A 19,648-nucleotide genomic window follows, 5' to 3' on the forward strand; every position below is an offset into this window, starting at 1 on the left:
CAACCGCCTTGAAGTTATGAGCAATCCCCCTGCGAGAAATTCATTCTGTGTGCCAACAGGCCGCCGAATGTCACGCCAGAGCCCCCCTGGCAACGCAGCGCAACGCTTTTTATCTGTATATCCATACAGATAAAACTTGCCCTGGCGCGCATCCATGACCATGCTACAACCCCATGAAACCTGCTCAGGAAAAGGGCGCTATGCAGCTGTACCTGTGTGAAAAACCGTCCCAGGCCAAGGACATCGCCGCCGTGCTCGGTGCCACGCGCCGTGGCGACGGTTGCTGGCTGGGCCCTGGCATCACGGTCACCTGGTGCATCGGCCACCTGCTGGAAACCGCCCCGCCCGACGCCTACGACGCGCGCTACAAGCGCTGGGTACTGGCCGACCTGCCCATCGTGCCGGCGCAATGGAAAATGACCGTCAAGCCGAAAACCGCCAGCCAGTACAAGGCGGTCAAGCGCCTGCTGGGGGAAGCGAAGGAATTGGTGATCGCCACCGACGCCGACCGCGAAGGCGAAATGATCGCCCGGGAGCTGGTGGAACATTGCCGTTATCGAGGGCCGATCCGGCGGCTATGGTTGTCGGCCCTGGACGAAGCATCGATCCGCAAGGCCCTGGCCGCCCTCAAGCCTGGGGCCGAAACCTTCAACCTGTATCACTCGGCGCTGGGCCGTTCCCGGGCCGACTGGCTGATCGGCATGAACATGAGTCGCCTGTTCACCCTGCTGGGGCGCCAGTCTGGCTACCAGGGCGTGTTGCCGGTGGGCCGCGTACAGACACCCACGCTGCGGCTGGTGGTGGACCGCGACCGCAGCATCGCCGACTTCGTGCCCGTCGCCTACTGGGCCATCGACGTGCAGCTCAGCCACGAAGGCACGGCGTTCACCGCCCAGTGGCGCGCCGACCCGGACGCCTGCGACGACCAGGAGCGCTGCCTGAACCAGGCCCTGGCCCGGGACGCCGCCCAAGCCATGGCCAACGCCGCCACCGCCCGGACACTGAAGGTACGTACCGAACGTCTGCGCGAAGCGGCACCGTTGCCCTTCGACCTGGGCACGCTGCAGGAAGTCTGCTCGAAGAAACTCGGCCTCGGCGCCCAGGAAACCCTGGACATCGCCCAGTCGCTCTACGAGACCTACAAGCTCATCACCTACCCTCGCAGCGATTGCGGTTTCCTGCCCTTGAGCCAGCACAGTGAAGCACCAGCCATCCTGGCCGCCCTCGCCCAGGCCGACCCAAGCCTTGCACCGCTGCGCGAGCACCTGCAGCCGCAACGCAAGTCCCGGGCCTGGAACGACGCCAAGGTCAGCGCCCACCACGGCATCATTCCCACCGCCGCCGCCAGGAACCTCGACAAACTCGCCGGCAAGCAGCGCGCGGTCTATACGCTGATTCGCGCACGCTACCTGGCGCAGTTCCTGCCCAACCACGAATACGACCGGACCCAGGCCGACTTCGACTGTGCCGGCCAGGCGCTGCGTGCCGTGGGCAAGCAGATCGTCGAACCCGGCTGGAAACGCGCCCTGCCCGAAGCGCTAGCACCGGCCAGGGGCCGTGAAGCACCGGCGCCGCAGACCTTGCCGGCGCTGGCCGAAGGCCGCGATTGCGCCGTAGACGAGGTGAAACCCAAGGACCTGTGGACCCAACCGCCCAAACCGTTCACCGAAGGCGACCTGATCAAGGCGATGAAGAACGTCGCCAAGCTGGTAGAAGACCCGTTGCTCAAGCAGAAGCTCAAGGACACCACCGGCATCGGCACCGAAGCGACCCGGGCCTCGATTATCCAGGGGCTGCTCGACCGTGGTTACCTGGTGAAAAACGGCAAGGCGCTGTCCGCTACCCCGGCGGCCTTCAGCCTGATCGACGCCGTGCCCCGGGCCATCGCCGACCCGGGCACCACGGCCATCTGGGAGCAAGCGCTGGACATGGTGCAAAGCGGCGAAATGAGCCTGGAAGAATTCGTGACCCGGCAAGCCGCCTGGATGAGCAAACACGTCGCCCGCTGCCAGGGCATGAGCCTGACCATCAGCGGCCCGGCCAGCCCCGCCGGGCGTGGCGCCACGCCGTGGAAAAACAAACGCAAGCCAGCCAAGCGCAAGACCAGCGGTGCACCGCGCAAGGCGAGCAAGGCCAAGGCCACCTGAACAAAAATCAGCCCCACCATAAATCCCCTGTGGGAGCGAGCTTGCTCGCGATAGAGGTGTGTCAGTCAATTATCTGGGGCTGATTCACCGCTATCGCGAGCAAGCTCGCTCCCACATTGAATGGGGTCTGGCTGGAAATCCTCATACCCAAACCGTTTTGTCAGACAATATGTAGTGATCAAAAATAATCACTACAAAACCGTTGACGCCTCCGATTTGCCCTTGCATGATGCAGACGTCTCCCCGATCGGGAGTACAGGCAATTGTTTGAGCAAGCTCGTCTGACCGCCGAGCTGTTTTTTGGATAAGGGACTGCCCACAAGGCAGATTGAAGGTGCTGACCTGGCCTGACCGTCCGGTAACAAGGACGAGAAACGTCGGCGAAGATCCTCATGATGCGCGTGGTTCAACCCTCGAAAGTTGACACTGCCTGAAGATTCTTCGCTGTTTCTCTTCGTTGCAGCGCATTTGCGTAGCAGCCCTTCGATAACACTACACAACCGATGCACGACCCCGTCGAAGTTCGACGGAAGAACGCTGACGGCCTGGTTTCGGTAGCAGGCAGGTACTTACCGAGTAGCGAAGTTTTTGCGAACCACCAGACAGATCAACCAAATGGTCAAGGGGCTTACACATGAATCTGAATAATCAACCATCTATTGATGAACTGGCTCGCATATTCGCCGCACACAAGGACACTCTCGACAGCCATATCCTGTGGATCAGCAAGACTGGCCAGGTGCATATGGACTGCCTGTCGCCCTACACCCGCGAAGACGAGTTCGAAAAGAACACGCAAGAGCTGGGTGCCCGGCTGAAGATGTACCGCCGTGGCCAGGGCTACGTTGGCAAGAAGGCCGCGGCAGACAAAGACTTCATCGGTCGCGTGTTGCAAACGCTGACCCAGGCCTGGCAGTCGATGCAGAGCACCTCTGAGGTCCGGGTCATCGACCGCCTCTGCTGATCGCCACTCGACAAAAAGGCCCGCTCCTGGATCAGGAGCGGGCCTTTTTTTGTGAGGCAGGCTCTAGAACACCGACCAGCCGATCCGCTGGCTCATCAGTTCCAGCGCCGCCATGCCGGCCAGGGAGTTGCCGGCGACGTTGAGCTCAGGCGACCAGACGCACACCGTGAACCGCCCCGGCACCACGGCGACAATCCCGCCACCGACCCCGCTCTTGCCCGGCAGGCCGACGCGATAAGCGAAATTGCCGGCCTCATCGTACAAGCCGCTGGTGGCCATGATGGAGTTGACCTGCTGGGTTTGCCGGGCGGTGAGGATCTGTTCGCCGCTGTGCTTGCAGAACCCGTCGTTGGCCAGGAAGCAGAACGCCCGCGCCAGGTCGACACAGCTCATCCGCAAGGCACAGTGGCTGAAATAACTGCGCAGTACCGCTTCCACATCGTTATGGAAATTGCCGAACGATTGCATCAGGTACGCCATCGCCGCGTTGCGGGCGCGGTGCTGGTATTCCGATTCGGCGACCTTGCCGTCCACCATCACCTGTGGGTTACCCGACAGACGGCGTACGAAATCGCGCATCGACAACGCCGGGGCGGCGAAACGCGACTGGTTGATATCGCAGATCACCAACGCGCCGGCATTGATGAACGGGTTGCGCGGTCGACCACGTTCGAATTCCAGTTGCACCAGGGAATTGAACGGTTGGCCAGACGGCTCATGGCCCAAGCGCTCCCAGATCGATTCGCCGGAATGCCCGATGGCCTGCACCAGGCTGAACACCTTGGAAATACTCTGCACCGAAAACGCTGTTTCGGCGTCGCCGGCGCAATACAACTCGCCGTCGTTGCCATACACGGCAATACCCAACTGGTTGGGCGCCACAGTGCCCAGGGCCGGAATGTAGTCGGCCACCTTGCCCTGACCAATCAGGGGGCGAACCGCATCGAGGATCTCGTTCAACAGTGCTTGCATATGCGCGGGGTCCAGTCATTCCCCGTTCGAGTGCGGGGATACAGACGCTAGACGCTGGTGGGCGAGGTCAGAGCACACTGATTTGCCAGTTAAAAAAACGTGGCGAGGGAGCTTGCTCCCGCTGGGCTGTGGTAGGAGCTGCCGAAGGCTGCGATCTTTTGATCTTGATCTTTCGCTCTAGACTCAATTGTCTGGGACAAGATCGCAGCCTCGTTGCACTCGACAGCTCCTACAACGCGCCCCAGCGGGAGCAAGCTCCCTCGCCACAACGGCCGTGTTCGCCGCAATGAATGCAAGCGTTTTCATGGGCGCTGGTCGTCGAATCGAGCGGTCTATAGTGCAAAGGATCAATCGACAGGAGTAGACGATGCGCCAGATCATGCAAAAAGAACCCTGGTGGGCCTCACCGCCCAAGCCCGGGCAGGATGAAAGCGAGCTGGAATGGGGTTGGCTGGTGATCTACAGCGAAGGCGAGCCGCGCTTCGAGTTCATCAAGGAGCGCCCATCGGACGAGCAGATCCGTCAGCGCAAGGGTTGTCGTGTCACCCTCGGGTCAGAATGAGCCGGCCCGTCACGGCTTGATGTCCGGCAATGCCACCGCGCGATTGGCCAGCTCCGCTTCCACCAGGTTGCCTTCTATTTCCTCGTCCAGGTAGTACACCGGTGCCATCACCCCGCTGAGGGGATGCTTGAGCGACTTGAACCACGCCTCATCGAACGCAGCACTCAGGCTTTTGCGGATCTGCGCCTCCATTTCCGGCCGCTCGCCCTCGTGGATGATCGCGCGAATACCCGCCACCCCCACCGAAATCAACGCCCCGGCCGCCTTCCCGGCGACCGCCGCCGCCGCGCCGGTCGCCCCGCGTGTGGCAAATTGCGCCTCGATTTTTTCGCTGGTGCGTTGCGCCACTGTTGCGATCACTGCCTCTGAGGGCCCGGCACCTGTGGCAGCGGCCTTATTGACGTGATCGATCAGGGCCGCATAAGCCGGCAGCTTATTCAGCGGTTCGGTATGCACCACTTCGTACAACGACGCGTTACGCGCCGCCGGCGGCCCCAGGCTGATGGCAGGAATGCCGTGCAGACGCCGGTTCATCAGTTCGTTCGGGATTCGATGCCGCAGGGCGATGACCTGGACCTGCTGATTGAGCTGGCGTATGTAGTAGTCCGTCGCGGCAGCCCTGATCGCCTCGGGATCAATTTCCACCGCCACCGGCTCCAACACCTGCTCACGATATTGTTCTTGCAAGTAAACCGCCAGGCGCCTGGCCGGGGAATCCTCCTCAGCCTTGGCACTGGCGGCATACCAGCTGACCTTCACCGCCAGCCATTCCTGGGTCCAATAACTGCTGAACCAGGGGATGAACTCAGCCTCGGTGCGCTCATAGACCAACACACGCCAATGTTCCATCGACCCGCGGGCGTAGCGTCCGGCCTGTTCGATAGCGCTTTTCGATGCTGCGATGATCTGCTGGTCCACCTGTCGCCAAGTGGCCTGGTCGATCGACACCGTGGCAGCCTGTTGACCGCGCTGCGGCGTGGCGCACCCCGCCAGAACGAGCAAAACGGCCAACATCAGCGAACGCAGCACGATCGCGCCACCCCGGATTCACGTCACTCACGGAGTTGAGTATAGGTCGCGAGGCACCGTAAAACCTGTGAAAACAAAACCTGTTGAAGCAAAACCTGTGGGAGCAAAGCTTGCTCGCGATAGGTGTGTCAGCAGTATTGATGTCGACTGATACACCGCCATCGCGAGCAAGCTTTGCTCCCACAGGTTTCATCTAAGAATCTACGAAAGTGTTTGATTGCTGCTCAGGATTTATGCCGCCGCTCCAATCTGCGCACCGCCATCGACAACGGATAGCACATGGCGAAATACATGGCGCCGACCAGCACATAGGTTTCCAGCGGCATGAAATACACGGAGCTCAAATCCTGGGCCCGCAGCATCAAGTCCGGTGCGGCAATCAGCGAGGCCACCGAGGTGTCCTTGAGCAGGGAAATCGCCACATTGCCGATGGGCGCCAGCACGATGCGGATCGCCTGGGGCAGTACCACCCAACGCAACAGTTGGAGGCGCGGCATGCCGATGGCTTTCGCCGCCTCTACCTGGCCCTTGGGCACGGCCTCCAGGCCCGAACGATAGATTTCCGACAAGTAGGCCGCCGCATTGAGCCCCAGCCCGATCATCGCCGCTTGGAACGAACTGAACTGCACGCCCACCGCCGTCAAGCTGAAGTAGACGATGAACAGCTGCACCAGCGCCGGCGTGCCGCGAAAAATCTCGATGTAGAACAACGCACACCGACGCAACGCCGGCGAGCCGGACAAGCGCGCCAGCGCCACCAACAACCCGACCGCCAAACCAATCACCAGTGCACCAAACGCCAACTGCAACGTGGCCCAGGCGGCTTGCAGCAGTTCGACGTGGGTGGCTTCCCACAACTCGCCATAGCCCATGTCAGTGCTCCTTGATCACGGTGAGACGACGCTCGGTGCGCGCCGCCCAATGGGCCAATACCAGGCTCAGCGCCAGGTAAATGATGGCCAGCAGGAAATAGATCAGGTTGGTCTGGTAGGTCTCGCTCACCAGCATCTTGGCCTTGAATGTCAGCTCCGGCACTGCCGCCGCCGAGGCCAGCGACGTATCCTTGAGCAAACCGATGGCAAAGTTCGCCATGCCTGGAATAGACACCTTGAAGGCCTGGGGCAAGACGATCATGCGCATCGCCATGGCCCGCGTCATGCCGATGGAGAACGCGGCCTCGCTCTGCCCACGATCGACGTTCAGGATGCTGGAACGGAACACCTCCGACAGCATCGCCGCGCCATTGAGGCCAAAACCGATGATCGCCGCGCCGATGGCCGGTAACGTGATGCCAATGTAGGTCAGGCCGAAATAAAGAATGAACAGCTGGGTCAGGATCGGGACGTTGCGAAACACCTCCAGGTAAACACTGGCCACCCATCGCAAGACCCGGTGACGCGACAGGCGCATCAGCGCCAGGCCAAACCCCAGCAACGCCGCCACGATGAAAGACGCCGCCGTCAGGCCCAGGGTGGTCAGTGCGCCGATGCCCAGGACCTCAAGAAAATAGGGCAGCAGGTCGAGGGACTTGGTCAGCTCGCTTGAATCGAACATCGATCAATGCTCCTGAACGGCGCTGATGAAAGCGCGTGTACGCTCCACCTGGCTTTCCCGGAAGATCTGCCGGGGCGGTCCCTGTTCGACGATGTTGCCATCGGCCATGAAAATCACCTGGTCGGACACGCTTTCGGCGAAACGCATCTCATGGGTCACGATGATCATGGTCATGCCCTCCTCGGCCAGCTTGCGCATCACCGTCAGCACTTCGCCCACCAACTCCGGGTCGAGCGCCGAGGTGGCCTCGTCGAACAGCATCAACTTGGGACGCATCGCCAAGGCACGGGCGATGGCAATGCGTTGTTGCTGGCCGCCGGACAGTTGGTCCGGGTAGGCGTCGCGCTTGGCGAACATGCCGACCTTGTTCAACAAGTCTTCGGCCAGTTCCACCGCTTCCGGGCGATTGCGCTGCTGGACCTTCAGCGGGCCGAGGGTGATGTTGTCCAGCACACTGAGGTGCGGGAACAGGTTGAAGCGCTGGAACACCATGCCGATGTTGGCGCGCATCCGGGCCAACTCCTTGTCGCCCATGGGCACCGTGCGCTCGCCCACCTTGCGCTGGCCGATCAGCGCGTTGTCGATGTAGATGCTGCCCCGGGTCGGCTCTTCCAGGTAGTTGATGCAACGCAACAAGGTGGTCTTGCCCGAACCGCTGGGCCCGATCAGGGATATTTTCTGACCCTGCTGCACCTGCAGGTCGATGCCTTTCAAGACGTCCAGCCGGCCAAAGGACTTGTGAAGCCCCTCGACCCGCACCAGTGGATGAGATTCAGCCATGAGCAATGTCCGCAAGTGGATGACAATCGTGAGCGCAGGCGCGAGGGTGTGTCAGGCAAACGCCTGGCTGAAATCCCGGGGCGCGTGCTTGAACGGGCCGATGAGGTTGCCCTGCTCGTCCCGGTCCACGCCGACGCGCTGGTCCTTGGGCAGCGGCACCAGGTAGTCGGGGTTCTTGATGCCGTAGCGGGCCAGGATGGGGCCGATCTGTCCGGTGCTCCGTAACCAGCGTAGCCCTTGGTTCACGCCGTCGAACAGGTCCTGGTTCTGCGGATGAATGCCCCAGATCGCCTCGAACTTGGCGGTCAGGCTGGGGAATTTCTCGTCGTAGGCCATGGGCACTTGCTTGAGCTTGAGGCTGGGGTCCTGGAGGATCATGTAGTCGATGGTGGGGGCGTCGAGCACGGCGAAGTCCAGCCGTCCGGCGCGCACGTCCCGTAGGCAGGCGTCGGTGTTGTCATAGAGTTTCACCTCTTTTACACCGTCGATTTTCTTCATGTCGGGGATGGTGAAATAGCCGGTGTTGCTGCCCACCGTACGCCCTTTCATGTCATTGACGCTGATGCTGGTCTGGAACGGCTCGCTGTCGCGCATGATCACGTATGCCCCGGTGTAGAACACCGCGTCGGTGAGCAACAGGATCTTGGAACGCATCGGGTTCCAGGCGAAGTTGCCGCCAAACCAGTCGGCGCGCCCCGAACGCACGGCTTCGATCACCGCCGGAAAGCCCATGGTCAAGACATCGAGTTTGAGTTCGAGGCGGTCGGCGATCAGCTTCAGCAATTCCAGGTCAGTGCCGACCGGCACGCCGTCGCGCAGGGCCCCCAGTGGCATGTCCCCCAGGCACGCGGCGGTCAGGTAACCGGGGCGAATGGTCTTGATCGGTTGCCCGGCCGCGAAGGCGAATGGCATCGGCCCCAGGGCCGAGCCGGCGACGGCGGCCAGTGAACCGTAGCCGGCGGCCTTGAGCACCGAACGGCGGGAAAGGCCGGGGGTATCGAATTTGGAGTCGGACATGGGTTTCACCTATTGGCAATTGAGGGTTTTGACCGGGACAAGCCATACAACCAAACAACAACCTTGCCGCCTGATCCCTAAGCGGCCACCACGCCCCTCCGGGGCTCGACTTCAATGAAGCCGGTGCGAGAAACGAATTTTCAACGCATTGTCATGCGCACCTGCATGACAAGCATTACAATTCACACACTAATCACGCTATTTTGCCTTGTCAATGGCCTTTGTATCGGATAAAAAGCATGACAAGTCTGCTTTAAGGCGCACGAAGAAGCATGACAACCCAGGAACAAGGACTCATGAGTCAATTTGAGAAACTGCTGAAAGAACTGAAGAACCATGCCGGCCTGCATCGCGAGAAAGCCGAGACGCTGTACGCGCAGCTGGCCGACGCGCTGACCCACGCAATCCTTCATGGCCAGCTCAAGCCGGGCGATCGCCTGCCGCCTCATCGTGAGTTCGCCAGTGCCCTGGGGGTGAACATCACCACCGTCACCCGGGCCATGGCGGTGCTGCAGCAAAAAGGGTTGGTGGAAAGCCGGCCGGGCCGTGGTACGCAAGTGGCTCAGGGGCGTCATCCGGCTGCGCAGTTCCAGTCGGCCCCCAGCAACGACCCAGGCACCGCCGACCTGAGCGTCAACCGCCCCGCCACGGACGGCTACAACCGGGTGCTTGCCCAGTTGCTGCCGCGGCTGGCCGATGACCCGCGTTTTGCCGACATGAAGGATTACCACCCCTGCGAAGGTCCGCTCTGGGCCCGCCAGGCCATTGCGCAATGGTTGCGACACACCGGCGTCGAAGCCCAGGCCGATCACATCCTGATCGCCGAAGGCGCCCAACACGGCATCGCCCATACCTTGCGCAGCCTCACCAGCAGTGGCGACACGGTGCTGGCCGACAGCATTACGTACCAGGGCATCAACGGGTTGTGCCGTACCCTCGGCCTGAACCTGCTGGGTGTCGACGCCGATGAGCGCGGCATGTGCCCCGAAGCCTTGCGCCAGGCCTGCGCCGAGCATCAACCGCGCTTGCTGTTCCTGGTGCCATCGATTCACAACCCGACCGCCATCACCCTCGACGCCGATCGCCGCGAAGCCCTGGCGGCGGTCATTCGCCAGACCGATGTGCTGGTGATCGAGGATGACGTCTACCGACCGCTGCTGGAACAATCGCCCGCGCCCTTCGCAGCCCTGCTGCCGGAGCAGACGATTTACGTCAGCGCCCTGTCCAAATGCATCGCCCCCGGTTTGCGCATGGGCTTTGTCATGGCGCCGCCCGCGTTGCTGCAGGGCATCATCGCCATGCAACGCATCGACTGCTGGAGCAATTCACCGCTGACGGCGCTGATCGCCACACGGTTGATCGAGGAAGGCCTGGCCGAACAATTGGTCTCGGAACAACGCGAAGAGCTGCGGATCCGCCAGACGCTACTGGCGACACATCTGCAAGGGCTGGAGTTTCAGCACAGCGCCACCGGCACCCATGCCTGGCTGCTGCTGCCCGAACCCTGGAACAGCTCGCGCTTCGCCCGCCTCTGCCAGGAACAGGGCGTGGTGCTGCTACCCGGCGGCGCGTTTACCCTCAGCCCGGAACTGTCACCGCAAGCAGTGCGCATCAACATTTCAGCCGCGTTGTCCCGGGAGCAACTGGTCAAGGCCCTGACCGTGATCAGCCAGTTGGCTCGCCAGGGGCACCTTCACATGCACAACCGGATCTGAAGCCGATGACACAGCCCGTTCATTGCGAGATCGCCGTTATCGGCGCCGGTGTGGTTGGTGTGGCCACGGCGCGCTGGTTGCGGCGCCAAGGGTATCGGGTCTTGGTGCTCGAGCGCGATGGCATTGCCGCCGGCGCCTCGTATGGCAACGCCGGGACGCTGGCACCGTACGGGGTGATGCCGATTGCTCAACCCTCGTTGCTGCGGGCCATCCCATCGTTGCTGTTCTCGGCCGATTCGCCTTTCGTGATCAACTGGGCCCGGTTGCCGCGACTGATGCCGTGGCTGTTGCGTTTTCTCAATGAATGCCGGACCTCGCGCTGCGCCGCCAATACCCAGGCGCTGGCGACGATCCTGCAACGCACCTACAGCGGGTACGAACCGTTGCTGGCCGACACGCCCCTGGCCAACCAGCGCTTGCGGCACAACGGTTGCCTGTATGCCTATGGCACCCAGCAAGGCTTCGCCGCCGCACAAGCCGCCATCGAATTGCGGCGCTCACTGGGCATTGCCCAACAGGTGTTGAGCGCCATCGAAATCGAACAGCTGGAACCGGCACTGGCGGGTCGCTCGGTGGCCGGACTGCTTTTTCCCGAGTCCTCCCACATGGACGACCCGAAGCTGTTCATCGAAGCCCTGGCCGCACCGTTGGTAGCCGAAGGGGTGCTGCGCAAGGCGACGGTCATCGCGATAAAACGCGCCGCCAACGGGCTTCATTTGCACAGCGCCGACGGCCAGCAGTACTTGGCCGACCGGGTGGTGCTGTGCGGCGGGGCGTGGTCCGGTGTGCTGGCGGCGCAGATGGGCGATCGCATCCCCCTGGACACCGAACGGGGTTATCACATCGAGTTCGACCTGCCGGACACGCTCCTCAACCGGCCCTGCTGTCCGGTGGAAAGCGCCTTCTACATGACGCCCATGGCCGGGCGCCTGCGGGTGGCAGGCACGGTAGAACTGGGCTCGATTCACGACCCGGCCAATCCTCGACGCTTCGATTATCTGGAACACCACGTGCGCCGCGTGCTTGGCCTGCGCGAGCCGGTTGCCCGTCGCTGGCTGGGGTTTCGCCCGTCGCTGCCCGACTCATTGCCCGTGATCGGCCCCTCACCGAACGAGCCACGCTTGATCTACGCCTTCGGTCATCAACACCTGGGCCTGACCCTCGCCGGGGCGACCGGACAACTGGTCACCGAGTGCATCGCCGGCACCGCACCGCAATGGCTCGAACGGTTTTCCGTGCAGCGTTTCTAAAGAGCTCCTCGCCACATGTTGGGTACATTGTCGTCGCAGTTTGCGGTTACCCTTCTCTACCCCAGACCTTGCAGGGCTTTGATGACCAAGCTCCTTGAACGTCTTCGCCAATGGGCCAGGACACTGAAACGCCAGACCATGACGCTGTGGTTCTGCTATCGCCATCCGCAGACGCCCTGGCTGCCCAAATGGATCGCCATTATCGTGGTGGCGTATGCCCTGAGCCCCATAGACCTGATCCCGGATTTCATCCCGGTATTGGGTTATCTGGATGATGTGATCTTGTTGCCCCTGGGGATTTGGTTGGCGCTTCGCCTGATGCCGCTCGCAGTGCTCGCAGAATGTGCAGCCAAGGCCCGGCAATGGCAGGAAAACGATGGCCAGCGCCCGGTGAACAAGCTAGCGGCGGCGCTGATTGTGCTGGCCTGGATAGCGGCACTGGCAGGAGCCTGGTTCATGTTCTACGGCGGTCCCGTCAAAACCGGCTGAAACCATGCATTCGGTGTCGGGGGGCTCAGCCCAGCGCCGTGTCGAGAAACATCATCACCGCAAACCCCATCATCAGCCCCAGAGTAGCCGGTGTTTCATGGCCGTTGCGGTGGGTTTCGGGAATCACTTCGTGGGAGACCACGAAGATCATCGCCCCCGCCGCCAACCCCAGGCTGATGGGGTACGCGACGGCGACGCCCGATGACATGCCCAGGCCGATCACCGCCCCCAGTGGCTCCATCAACCCCGAGCCGACCGCGATGAGCGCGGCACGCAAGGTGCTGATGCCGGTGACGCGCAGCGCCATGGCAATGGCCAGGCCTTCGGGGATGTCCTGGATGGCGATGGCAGTGGTCAGGGGCAGGCCGACCTTGAAGTCGCCGTCGGCAAAACTGACGCCGATGGCCATGCCCTCCGGCAAGTTGTGCAAGGTGATGGCAAGCACGAACAGCCAGACGCGATTGATGCGCTCGGCCTCGAGCCCACGCCGGCCACTGAGTTCGTGCTCGTGCGGCACGAAGCGGTCCAGGCCGATCATCAGGGCCACGCCCAGACCCAAGCCAAGCACGACGACAAACGCGGCGAGCAACTGATTGCCACAGATGACCTGTGCCGCTTCGATCCCAGGCAGGATCAATGAGAATGAACTGGCGGCGAGCATCATGCCGGCGGCAAAACCCAGCATGATGTCCTGGGTACGCGAGGCGATATCGCGCAGCACCACCGCCATCACCGCCCCCAGGGCGGTGGCGGCAAAGCCCGAGGTACCGCCCAACACCGCATAGCCCAGGTTTTGACGATTGGCGCCAACCAGGGCGTTGTAGCCACTGTAGAGCAACAACGCGGCCACCAACGCCAACCCGAGCCAGAACGTCACCCCCAGCAACAAGTTGTCTTGCACGGGGTTGAGCCAGGTGCGCCAGGAAGATCGACTCCGGGAGGTGGACTGGTCCATCGAAGGTCCTTACGGGTGTTGACCAAAACATGGCTGATCGTGCTCCAAAACGGTGGTGACGATCAAACGCAATATTCAGGCGAGGAAGCGCCGCCCTCACCGCTTTTTATAGTCGGAGGAAGTAAAAGGATGATTTATCTTTTATTCAATAAACGAGACGAACGGTGATTAACTCACCAATTAGCTAGTATTTTTTAACGAATAAAGCGAAAAAGCTGTAAAACCCGGCTGTAGTTTAAACTCGGCAAAATCCGCTATATAGACCAATGGGCCCCATGCCATGGGCACGGGGCTGGCCATGTCAGCGGGCATTATGAATCGCCGACACGGCTGTTTTCGCCGCCTTTTCTACCCGCTTTGGAGGCTTTTTCCCGATCGTTGGCAAAGTTGCCGCCCGAGGCCTGGCCACCTTTGCGGCCGGCTTCCGACGCCCGTTCAGGGTCGTTGGCAAAATTACCACCCGAGGCTTGCCCGCCTTTGCGGCCGGCTTCTGCGGCACGCCCAGGGTCGTTGGCAAAATTACCACCCGATGCCTGCCCGCCCTTGCGCCCGGCCTCGGATGCACGCTCAGGATTATTGGCGAAGTTGCCACCTGATGCATGGCCGCCCTTTTTCCCGGCTGCCGATGCCTTTTCACGATCGTTAGCGAAATTGCCAGGATTGTTATTTCCTGTGTTAGCCATTTCATTCACCTCGTTTAGTTGATGTCAACGAGCCTTGCTGACTCGTCTTATTCGGAAAACATGGCGCCGCCAAGGTTTTAAGAGAAATCTGCAAACGGCGACGAGTGGTCACTGTCGTTATTTATTTCCCTGCTGCCTCGGCCTCTATTGCAACAGGCTATTAAACAGGCGGTGATTGATTAGCCGCCCTGAACACCGAAACTTCATCCAGCAACATCCTGTGGAAGCGAGCTTGCTCGCGATGGCGGTGTGTCCGTCAATATCAATACAGGCTGATCCGACGCTATCGCGAGCAAGCTCGCTCCCACAGGGGGCCAGGTCGCGCCAGCAACCCGTTGCAGCGGTCTCGAAGGCTCCGTCAGGAAGAGCCCACCATCAACTGGACCTCAAGATTGGCCGTCGCCACACCGTGGTTTGCCACATACACATCGGCGGTCCAGCCCTTGGTCTGGTTGTGATAGGACTGAGTGCCCAAGGCCGTGCCGCTGTCCCATTCCAGGATGTCGCCAATATCGATGTCATTGGCCGAACGCAGCGCGAGCACGGTATGGCCGTGCTCCTGCCCCACGTACACACCCACCAATCCGCGCTGTCTGTTGATGGCCCGTACTTCACCGATGGTCTGCTTCATAAGCCTCCTCTGCGACAGGTTCAGAGCGACCGAAACAACCCGATTGCTCTTTCACACATAAGTGTGGAGGCCCCTCCTGCAAGGAAAGTTTGCAGAACAGCGCCGCTGAGCGACGAAAGGCGTGACGTAGACCTTGTGCTCGACAGTGCTACCCTCAACGAATCCAGGCCCACGGAGAACCCCCCATGCCGGACGATTTGCATCGCGAACCGCTCGATCAGTTGCAGGCGTACCTGGCCGGACGCCGCTTCCTGGTACTCACTGGCGCTGGCATCAGCACCCCTTCGGGCATCCCCGACTACCGCGACAGCGACGGTGTGCGCCGGGGTCGACAGCCGATGATGTACCAGGAGTTCCTCGCCCAGGCCGAGGCACGACGGCGCTACTGGGCGCGGGCGATGCTGGGCTGGCCCCGCGTGCGGCAGGCCAGGCCGAACGCGGCTCACGAGGCCTTGGCCGAGTTGCAGGCACGGCAACGCATCAGCGGCCTGATTACCCAGAATGTCGACACGCTGCATGACCAGGCCGGCAGCCAGGACGTCATCGAACTGCACGGCAGCCTGCATCGCGTACTGTGCCTGGATTGCGGCCAGCGCAGCCAACGACAGCAGATTCAACAGTTGATGGAAACCGAAAATCCTTACCTGGCCGGTGTCGATGCGGTGCAGGCGCCCGATGGCGACACCCTGCTCGACCCGGCTTTCGAGGCGCGCTTCCAGGTGCCCCGGTGCCCTCATTGCGGCGGCGAGCGGTTGAAACCCGACGTGGTGTTTTTCGGCGAGAACGTCGCCCCCCTCACCGCGACCCGCGCCGTGCAAGCCGTCGAGCAAGCGGACGGCCTGCTGGTGGTGGGCTCGTCGCTGATGGCGTATTCGGCGTTTCGCCTGTGCCGGGCCATCAAGGACCAGGGCAAGCCGCTGCTGGCGATCAACCGGGGCAAGACCCGGGCCGATGAGCTGCTGGACCTCAAGCTTGAAGAGCCGTGTGAGCAACTGTTGCCACTATTGATCTGACACCACGCCATCTCCCTGTGGGAGCGAGCTTGCTCGCGATGGCGGTGGGTCAGTCAATATCACTGCTGGCTGATCCGACGCCATCGCGAGCAAGCTCGCTCCCACAGGGTCATCACTCCCACAGGGGATTGTGGTTACTTCGGTATCAACTGCGCCCCCAAATCCTGATCCCTGAGCGTATCGAACAACGCCTGCGCCGCCGCCGACAGTTCGTACCCCGGCTTGGTCAGCACCCCGATGGCCCGTTCGATCACCGGATCGCTCAAGGTGATGCAGTGGGCACCCAGTTCATGCATCTGCCCGACGCACAGCGCCGGCACGGCACTCACCCCCAGCCCGCTGGCGACCATCCGCCCGACGGTCGCCAACTGGTGGCTCTCGAACTCCACAGGCAGTTTCATGCCCCGGGCCTGCAGGTGCTCTTCCAGCATCACCCGTACGGTGGAGGGCCGTTGCAGCGTGATAAAGGGCTGTTCCAGCAAGGTTTCCCAGTGGATCTCGTCGCGCTGGGCAAGCGGTGAGTCCAGCGGCACCACCGCGACGAAGCGATCGAGATACAAGGGCGTGAACGTCAATGACGAACCCTGCATCGGCTCGAACGCCACGCCCAATTCGACATGACGATCACGCACCATTTCCAGCACCTGCTCGTTGATCACGTCGTTGACCGTAACGTTGACATTCGGGTAGCGGGCGCGGAAGGTCTTGAGGATCGGCGGCAGCAGGTTGCCGGCAAATGACGGCATCGCCGCCAACGTCACGCGACCGCGCTGCAAGGTGAAGCGCTGGCGCATTTCGTCCTCGGCGTTGTCCCAGTCGGCAATCAGCCGTCGGGCCAGTGGCAGCAAGGATTCGCCTTCGGGCGTCAGCGCCACGTTACGGGTATTGCGGCTGAACAAACGACCGCCGAGGCCTTCTTCCAAGGCCTTGATGGTCAGGCTCAGGGCGGACTGGGACAGATGCAGCCGCTCGCAGGCCACGGCAAAGCTCAGGCTCTGGGCCACGGCGAGGAAGGCGCGGATTTGCTTGAGGGTCATGGGCGTCCTGTGTCCGGTTGCGTAGGAGCTGCCGAAGGCTCGGGCCGCGTTCGGACGATCTTTTGATCTTTCGCTTGGGATTCAAGCGTCTCTGGCAAGATCGCAGCCTCGTTGCACTCGACAGCTCCTACAGTGGGAGGCAATTATTGAGTTTTATCAATCAATCCAACCTAAAAATCAACTTAACAAATATATGACTTGGCGCAACACTGCATTCCATTGCGACCCCATCAAGAATAAAAGAGGTGTCTATGGCAGGTTTCGACAAACGCGTGAGTTCTTATGAAGAAGCGCTGGAAGGCTTGAAGGACGGCATGACCGTCATCGCCGGCGGCTTCGGCCTGTGCGGTATCCCGGAAAACCTGATCGCCGAGATCAAGCGCAAGGGCATCCGCGACCTCACCGTCGTGTCCAACAACTGCGGCGTCGACGGCTTCGGCCTCGGCGTACTGCTGGAAGACCGGCAGATCCGCAAGGTGGTCGCCTCCTACGTGGGCGAAAATGCCCTGTTCGAGAAGCAGCTGCTCAGCGGCGAAATCGAAGTCGTACTCACCCCCCAAGGCACCCTCGCGGAAAAAATGCGCGCCGGCGGCGCAGGCATCCCGGCGTTCTTCACCGCCACCGGCGTCGGTACTCCAGTGGCCGAGGGCAAGGAAGTGCGTGAATTCCATGGCCGCCAGTACCTGATGGAAGAATCCATCACCGGCGACTTCGCCATCGTCAAAGGCTGGAAGGCCGACCATTTCGGCAACGTGATCTATCGCCACACCGCGCAGAACTTCAATCCGCTGGCCGCCACGGCGGGCAAGATCACGGTGGTGGAAGTCGAAGAAATCGTCGAACCCGGCGAGCTGGACCCGACGCAGATCCACACCCCTGGCATCTACGTCGACCGGGTCATTTGCGGCACGTTCGAAAAACGCATCGAACAGCGCACCGTGCGTAAGTGATCCCCTGCCCCCGGCCCGAATGAAGGAATAACAACATGGCACTTTCCCGCGAACAAATGGCTCAACGCGTCGCCCGCGAAATGCAGGACGGCTACTACGTGAACCTGGGCATCGGCATTCCGACCCTGGTCGCCAACTACATTCCCGAAGGCATGGAAGTCATGCTGCAATCGGAAAACGGCCTGCTCGGCATGGGCGCGTTTCCCACCGAAGCCGAAGTTGATGCCGACATGATCAACGCCGGCAAGCAGACCGTCACCGCGCGCATCGGCGCGTCGATCTTCTCTTCGGCCGAATCGTTTGCCATGATCCGTGGCGGCCATATCGACCTGACCGTGCTGGGCGCGTTCGAGGTGGACGTCGAAGGCAACATCGCCTCGTGGATGATCCCCGGCAAGCTGGTCAAGGGCATGGGCGGCGCGATGGACCTGGTGGCCGGTGCCGAGAACATCATCGTCACCATGACCCATGCGTCCAAGGATGGCGAGTCTAAACTGCTGCCACGTTGCAGCCTGCCGCTGACCGGCGCCGGTTGCATCAAGCGCGTGCTGACCGACCTGGCCTACTTGGAAATCCAGGACGGCGCCTTCATCCTGAAAGAACGTGCCCCAGGCGTCAGCGTCGAGGAAATCGTCGCCAAGACCGCCGGCAAATTGATCGTGCCGGACCACGTGCCTGAAATGCAGTTCGCTGCCCAGTGAGGAGAGATTCGATGCAAGAAGTCGTGATTGTCGCCGCTACCCGTACCGCCATTGGCAGTTTCCAGGGTTCGCTGGCTGCCATTCCCGCGCCGGAACTCGGTGCCGCGGTGATTCGTCGCCTACTGGAACAGACCGGTTTGTCGGGCGAACAGGTCGATGAAGTGATTCTTGGCCAGGTGCTGACCGCCGGATCCGGGCAAAACCCGGCGCGCCAGGCGGCGATTCTGGCCGGCCTGCCTCATGCGGTGCCGGCGCTGACGCTGAACAAGGTCTGCGGTTCGGGACTCAAGGCGTTGCACCTGGGCGCCCAGGCGATCCGCTGTGGCGACGCCGACGTCATCATCGCCGGCGGCATGGAGAACATGAGCCTGGCCCCGTACGTGTTGCCGGCCGCCCGCACCGGCCTGCGCATGGGCCACGCGAAGATGATCGACAGCATGATCACCGACGGCCTGTGGGACGCCTTCAACGATTACCACATGGGCATCACCGCCGAGAACCTGGTGGACAAGTACGGCATCAGCCGCGAGGAGCAGGACGCTTTCGCTGCCGCGTCCCAACAGAAGGCCGTCGCCGCCATCGAGAGCGGTCGGTTCGCCGAGGAGATCACGCCGATCCTGATTCCCCAGCGCAAAGGCGATCCCGTGGCGTTCGCCACCGACGAACAACCGCGCGCCGGTACCACCGCCGAATCCCTGGGCAAGCTCAAGCCTGCCTTCAAGAAGGACGGCAGCGTCACCGCGGGCAATGCGTCCTCGCTCAACGATGGCGCCGCTGCGGTGATCCTGATGAGCGCGGAAAAAGCCAAGGCCCTGGGCCTGCCCGTGCTGGCGAAAATCAGTGCCTACGCCAATGCCGGCGTCGACCCGGCCATCATGGGCATTGGCCCGGTCTCGGCCACCCGCCGCTGCCTGGACAAGGCCGGCTGGTCGCTGGATCAACTGGACCTGGTCGAAGCCAACGAAGCCTTCGCAGCCCAATCGCTGGCCGTGGCCCGGGAACTGAAATGGGACATGGACAAGGTCAACGTCAACGGCGGCGCCATCGCCCTGGGCCACCCTATCGGCGCATCGGGGTGCCGAGTCCTGGTGTCGCTGCTGCATGAAATGATCAAGCGCGACGCCAAGAAAGGCCTCGCGACACTGTGCATCGGCGGCGGCCAAGGCGTGGCCCTGGCGCTGGAACGGGCATAACCGACA

20 protein-coding genes are annotated in these 19,648 nt (G+C 61.9%); 10 read left to right on the forward strand and 10 right to left on the reverse strand.

The genetic code is table 11. The annotated features are described in order from the left end of the window. The first annotated feature begins 200 nt into the window (after nucleotides 1–200). Nucleotides 201–2,147, forward strand: a complete 1,947-nt coding sequence (locus AB4Z20_RS06300; protein ID WP_442089541.1) for a DNA topoisomerase III — start codon at nucleotides 201–203, stop codon at nucleotides 2,145–2,147. Nucleotides 2,148–2,781: 634 nt separating this feature from the next. After that, complete coding sequence (locus AB4Z20_RS06305) at nucleotides 2,782–3,111, forward strand: hypothetical protein (protein ID WP_253473299.1); 330 nt, start codon at nucleotides 2,782–2,784, stop codon at nucleotides 3,109–3,111. Between the two features lie 63 nt (nucleotides 3,112–3,174). Here the strand turns inward: AB4Z20_RS06305 and glsB are convergent, their stop codons facing one another. Continuing rightward, the gene (gene glsB / locus AB4Z20_RS06310; protein WP_442089542.1) at nucleotides 3,175–4,083 is read right to left on the reverse strand and encodes a glutaminase B; all 909 of its coding nucleotides are present in this window, start codon (nucleotides 4,081–4,083) and stop codon (nucleotides 3,175–3,177) included. Nucleotides 4,084–4,450: 367 nt separating this feature from the next. Here glsB and AB4Z20_RS06315 point away from each other — a divergent pair, with 367 nt between their 5' ends. Further along, entirely contained in the window at nucleotides 4,451–4,645 is a 195-nt protein-coding gene (locus AB4Z20_RS06315) for a hypothetical protein (protein WP_003200134.1), read from the forward strand. A gap of 9 nt (nucleotides 4,646–4,654) precedes the next feature. Here AB4Z20_RS06315 and AB4Z20_RS06320 read toward each other — a convergent pair whose 3' ends face one another. From AB4Z20_RS06320 to AB4Z20_RS06340, 5 genes are all read right to left on the reverse strand, one after another. Continuing rightward, on the reverse strand, nucleotides 4,655–5,674 hold the full coding sequence (locus AB4Z20_RS06320) for a hypothetical protein (RefSeq protein ID WP_442089543.1): 1,020 nt from the start codon (nucleotides 5,672–5,674) through the stop codon (nucleotides 4,655–4,657). 224 nt (nucleotides 5,675–5,898) lie between these two features. After that, nucleotides 5,899–6,546 (reverse strand): amino acid ABC transporter permease, encoded by a 648-nt coding sequence (locus tag AB4Z20_RS06325; RefSeq protein ID WP_214509058.1) that lies wholly within the window; start codon nucleotides 6,544–6,546, stop codon nucleotides 5,899–5,901. A 1-nt stretch (nucleotide 6,547) separates the two neighbouring features. Further along, nucleotides 6,548–7,228: an amino acid ABC transporter permease gene (locus AB4Z20_RS06330; RefSeq protein ID WP_253473289.1), complete on the reverse strand. Its 681-nt coding sequence runs from the start codon at nucleotides 7,226–7,228 to the stop codon at nucleotides 6,548–6,550. A 3-nt stretch (nucleotides 7,229–7,231) separates the two neighbouring features. Beyond that, the gene (locus AB4Z20_RS06335) at nucleotides 7,232–8,008 is read right to left on the reverse strand and encodes an amino acid ABC transporter ATP-binding protein (RefSeq protein ID WP_249410642.1); all 777 of its coding nucleotides are present in this window, start codon (nucleotides 8,006–8,008) and stop codon (nucleotides 7,232–7,234) included. 51 nt (nucleotides 8,009–8,059) lie between these two features. Continuing rightward, nucleotides 8,060–9,025, reverse strand: a complete 966-nt coding sequence (locus AB4Z20_RS06340) for an ABC transporter substrate-binding protein (RefSeq protein WP_253473286.1) — start codon at nucleotides 9,023–9,025, stop codon at nucleotides 8,060–8,062. A 296-nt stretch (nucleotides 9,026–9,321) separates the two neighbouring features. On the opposite strand from AB4Z20_RS06340, the gene AB4Z20_RS06345 reads away from it, so the two are divergent. From AB4Z20_RS06345 to AB4Z20_RS06355, 3 genes are all read left to right on the forward strand, one after another. Then, nucleotides 9,322–10,740: an aminotransferase-like domain-containing protein gene (locus AB4Z20_RS06345; RefSeq protein WP_253473283.1), complete on the forward strand. Its 1,419-nt coding sequence runs from the start codon at nucleotides 9,322–9,324 to the stop codon at nucleotides 10,738–10,740. A gap of 5 nt (nucleotides 10,741–10,745) precedes the next feature. Further along, complete coding sequence (locus AB4Z20_RS06350) at nucleotides 10,746–11,990, forward strand: NAD(P)/FAD-dependent oxidoreductase (RefSeq protein WP_253473280.1); 1,245 nt, start codon at nucleotides 10,746–10,748, stop codon at nucleotides 11,988–11,990. 81 nt (nucleotides 11,991–12,071) lie between these two features. Next, a complete protein-coding gene (locus AB4Z20_RS06355) occupies nucleotides 12,072–12,479 on the forward strand; it encodes a YkvA family protein (protein WP_253473277.1) in 408 nt (135 codons plus the stop codon). A gap of 25 nt (nucleotides 12,480–12,504) precedes the next feature. Here AB4Z20_RS06355 and AB4Z20_RS06360 read toward each other — a convergent pair whose 3' ends face one another. The 3 genes from AB4Z20_RS06360 to AB4Z20_RS06370 all read right to left on the reverse strand — a co-directional run bounded on the left by AB4Z20_RS06360 (nucleotide 12,505) and on the right by AB4Z20_RS06370 (nucleotide 14,748). Further along, a complete protein-coding gene (locus AB4Z20_RS06360; RefSeq protein ID WP_253473274.1) occupies nucleotides 12,505–13,434 on the reverse strand; it encodes a ZIP family metal transporter in 930 nt (309 codons plus the stop codon). Nucleotides 13,435–13,745: 311 nt separating this feature from the next. Beyond that, nucleotides 13,746–14,117: a general stress protein gene (locus AB4Z20_RS06365; protein ID WP_253473271.1), complete on the reverse strand. Its 372-nt coding sequence runs from the start codon at nucleotides 14,115–14,117 to the stop codon at nucleotides 13,746–13,748. A gap of 358 nt (nucleotides 14,118–14,475) precedes the next feature. Continuing rightward, complete coding sequence (locus tag AB4Z20_RS06370; protein WP_214509051.1) at nucleotides 14,476–14,748, reverse strand: hypothetical protein; 273 nt, start codon at nucleotides 14,746–14,748, stop codon at nucleotides 14,476–14,478. 185 nt (nucleotides 14,749–14,933) lie between these two features. Here AB4Z20_RS06370 and AB4Z20_RS06375 point away from each other — a divergent pair, with 185 nt between their 5' ends. Then, nucleotides 14,934–15,761 carry an NAD-dependent protein deacetylase gene (locus tag AB4Z20_RS06375; RefSeq protein WP_253473268.1) on the forward strand — a complete coding sequence of 276 codons (828 nt, stop codon included), beginning with the start codon at nucleotides 14,934–14,936 and terminating at the stop codon, nucleotides 15,759–15,761. Between the two features lie 134 nt (nucleotides 15,762–15,895). Here the strand turns inward: AB4Z20_RS06375 and AB4Z20_RS06380 are convergent, their stop codons facing one another. Continuing rightward, nucleotides 15,896–16,798 (reverse strand): LysR substrate-binding domain-containing protein, encoded by a 903-nt coding sequence (locus tag AB4Z20_RS06380; protein ID WP_442089544.1) that lies wholly within the window; start codon nucleotides 16,796–16,798, stop codon nucleotides 15,896–15,898. 251 nt (nucleotides 16,799–17,049) lie between these two features. Between AB4Z20_RS06380 and AB4Z20_RS06385 the strand changes: the two genes are divergently transcribed. Genes AB4Z20_RS06385 through AB4Z20_RS06395 form a run of 3 tightly spaced genes read left to right on the forward strand, consistent with a single transcriptional unit; the run spans nucleotide 17,050 to nucleotide 19,642 of the window. Continuing rightward, a complete protein-coding gene (locus AB4Z20_RS06385) occupies nucleotides 17,050–17,748 on the forward strand; it encodes a CoA transferase subunit A (RefSeq protein ID WP_003200117.1) in 699 nt (232 codons plus the stop codon). 35 nt (nucleotides 17,749–17,783) lie between these two features. Continuing rightward, nucleotides 17,784–18,449, forward strand: a complete 666-nt coding sequence (locus tag AB4Z20_RS06390; protein WP_003180355.1) for a CoA transferase subunit B — start codon at nucleotides 17,784–17,786, stop codon at nucleotides 18,447–18,449. 11 nt (nucleotides 18,450–18,460) lie between these two features. After that, nucleotides 18,461–19,642, forward strand: a complete 1,182-nt coding sequence (locus AB4Z20_RS06395) for an acetyl-CoA C-acetyltransferase (protein WP_442089545.1) — start codon at nucleotides 18,461–18,463, stop codon at nucleotides 19,640–19,642. Nucleotides 19,643–19,648 lie beyond the last annotated feature (6 nt).

The organism is Pseudomonas sp. KB_12 (assembly GCF_052114545.1).
Lineage (GTDB): Bacteria > Pseudomonadota > Gammaproteobacteria > Pseudomonadales > Pseudomonadaceae > Aquipseudomonas > Aquipseudomonas brassicacearum.